Annotated in this window: 3 protein-coding genes; 1 reads left to right on the plus strand and 2 read right to left on the minus strand. The window is 43.9% G+C overall.

The genetic code is table 11. The features are described 5' to 3' along the window. The first annotated feature begins 268 nt into the window (after window positions 1–268). Window positions 269–442 carry a hypothetical protein gene (locus RSX24_RS32110; RefSeq protein ID WP_343262898.1) on the plus strand — a complete coding sequence of 58 codons (174 nt, stop codon included), beginning with the start codon at window positions 269–271 and terminating at the stop codon, window positions 440–442. 732 nt (window positions 443–1,174) lie between these two features. On the opposite strand, the gene RSX24_RS32115 is transcribed toward RSX24_RS32110, so the two are convergent. Continuing rightward, complete coding sequence (locus tag RSX24_RS32115) at window positions 1,175–1,495, minus strand: helix-turn-helix domain-containing protein (protein ID WP_343262899.1); 321 nt, start codon at window positions 1,493–1,495, stop codon at window positions 1,175–1,177. Beyond that, the gene (locus RSX24_RS32120) at window positions 1,488–1,967 is read right to left on the minus strand and encodes a hypothetical protein (RefSeq protein ID WP_343262900.1); all 480 of its coding nucleotides are present in this window, start codon (window positions 1,965–1,967) and stop codon (window positions 1,488–1,490) included. Before RSX24_RS32120 ends, RSX24_RS32115 begins: the two co-directional genes overlap by 8 nt. Between the last annotated feature and the right edge of the window lie 188 nt (window positions 1,968–2,155).

A 2,155-nucleotide genomic window follows, 5' to 3' on the forward strand; every position in this document is an offset into this window, starting at 1 on the left:
AGCGCCTTGAGCGGGGTGATCTTTCCCGCTTTAGGCGCTCTCGTTATCGGCTGGAGTAACCTGGCAGCGGCGCGTACTGGCTCTTAGGTGGCGTTTTTGGCCACCTTAGAGCCGGTAGCGTGAGCCCTATGTTATCAAGGGTCCATGTAATTCTCTTCAGGTACGCACTGTCCTTGGGTGTTTCCCATTTTCTTCAAAAAAGTGGATATAACGCTCATATGAGGGGAATTTAATACCATAAAAAATCATTGTGAAGGAGATATTGGTAATGGTAAAATTCGACAACCCTTTTAAAGGGGTATCCATTGATTCAATTGAGGACTTAAAGAGATTAAAAGGAATTGATTTAATCGACGTGGGATTAGCAACTACGGCTATCCCTAAGCTTAGGGATATGTTAGATATCCCCGATCCGTATGAAAATTTACCCGATCGAAAGTAGCGGTAGTGGATGGACTGACAGATTTGTTACAAATCGCAGACAAGGCAGAAGCAGAAGTTAACTATGAAGTGAGAAAAAATTTTGTAGCACTCACGAACACTCTTAACACCTGGAATGAAGATGTAATTGATTTATATTTAAGATCCACTAAATAATCTGTTGTGGAAGGGTTGAAAGAAACTATTGCGTCCTTGTCTACCGTTTTTAATCCGCAAAAGTTATCTGACAAAATTGTTGAAGAAGCATGCGCGCAATACGCCAAAAATGGAGGAAACACTTATAATGACTGTGTTACGGTTTTGAATATCGTTATTATGGCAATAGCTTTATTTCTCCATGATAAATATCCGCAGGTATCCTATCTTTTAGGTACTTCTGGTCTCTTGCTTGTACCCGTTGTATGTGGAAGAACGTATCCACATGATCGTCCAGAACCTGCAAATTGACGATGCGATGGCATAAACTGCTGCCTGCAGGATGAGCGGATACAATCGTTCTTTTCGTGAAGTTTTTTTCGGCTGAAGGCGGAATGTGATTTTCATTCCGCCTTCAGCCTTTTTTATTGAATCGGAGGGCCCGCCTGGGGGGCGGGGCTTCCTTTGGAGCAGCGTTCTTTTTCGCGGCGATCCAGGAGATGTAATCTAAAATGTGAAATGCGTGGTTCAATCAAAAAGAACCGGCCATAGGACGGTTCTCTCAATATGAACTAATCATAACCCAAGACTGGATTCATTATGTTGTTGAGAGAGCAGCCGCTTCTTCATTTCCAAAACGGGGATTTAAGTCAATGAGGCCCAAAACTTGAAATACAGCATCCAACGTTTCTGTCGACACCGACTTTCCGGCCTCAATGCTAGAGATTCGGGCCTGTGTCGTGTTGGCAAGCTCCGCCAGCTTGGTTTGAGTGTATCCCAGCTGAAGCCGGCGGGCATACACCAGGTTAGCAATCTGAGCGGAGAAGCTATGCAGATATTCCCGAACTTCGGGAATATCGCAAACAGCCTTCATAAAGTCCTTAAAATCATCGCCTGTACGTTTTTTTTCATCACTCATGTTGTTCAACTCCTTCGAGATTGATGTACTGCTCTGGGTTACGAGTGAATGCAGCATATAGACGGTCGCTTTCATCCGCGATCTTTTCAAATTCCTCGGAATAGGTCTCATACTTAATGACGGCCTTGGTCATTACCAGAATCTGCACGTTTCCATGGATATATTCGAAAAAGATGAGGCGAAATGCTCCGCTTTTCCAATTGACCCGGAATTCAAAGAGTGGAACATGATCCCTCAACTCTTTAATTAATCGGATCGTGTATGGCCTGCCATCTTCCAGCTCATCCACAAAATATTGTTGCTTGGCCAGCGGCATACCGTGATTCTTCAAAAAAACTAGTCCGTTGGCAATCAGCTTTAGCATCTGCATCATGTCAGGATCACTCGTCGCCTTTTGCCGAATATCATTGAGAAGCCATAAAACAGGTTGAGTCCCATCCGGCAACTTGATAAATTCGATTTCTGTTCTCATTATATCATATTTGATATAAAAGGTGAATATATTTTAACCTTTTATATCTTCCCCCTCTCCTTCTTGTTGGTGAGAACGCACATATGTATCCCGGCTCAAACCCTTTTGACAGCCGCATGGGATCGGGTCCCGGAAGGGCGTTTTTTCGCCTTTTGACGCGGAGCTTGGAAACAGGGGCATAGGCGGTT

Origin of the sequence: Paenibacillus hubeiensis (assembly GCF_032334105.1) — a bacterium.
Classification (GTDB): Bacteria; Bacillota; Bacilli; order Paenibacillales; family Paenibacillaceae; genus Paenibacillus; species Paenibacillus hubeiensis.

Coding starts and splice junctions, on each gene's coding strand:
- RSX24_RS32120 (WP_343262900.1), bottom strand. CDS start 1,967: ATGAGAACAGAAATCGAATTTATCAAGTTGCCGGATGGGACTCAACCT.
- RSX24_RS32115 (WP_343262899.1), bottom strand. CDS start 1,495: ATGAGTGATGAAAAAAAACGTACAGGCGATGATTTTAAGGACTTTATG.
- RSX24_RS32110 (WP_343262898.1), top strand. CDS start 269: ATGGTAAAATTCGACAACCCTTTTAAAGGGGTATCCATTGATTCAATT.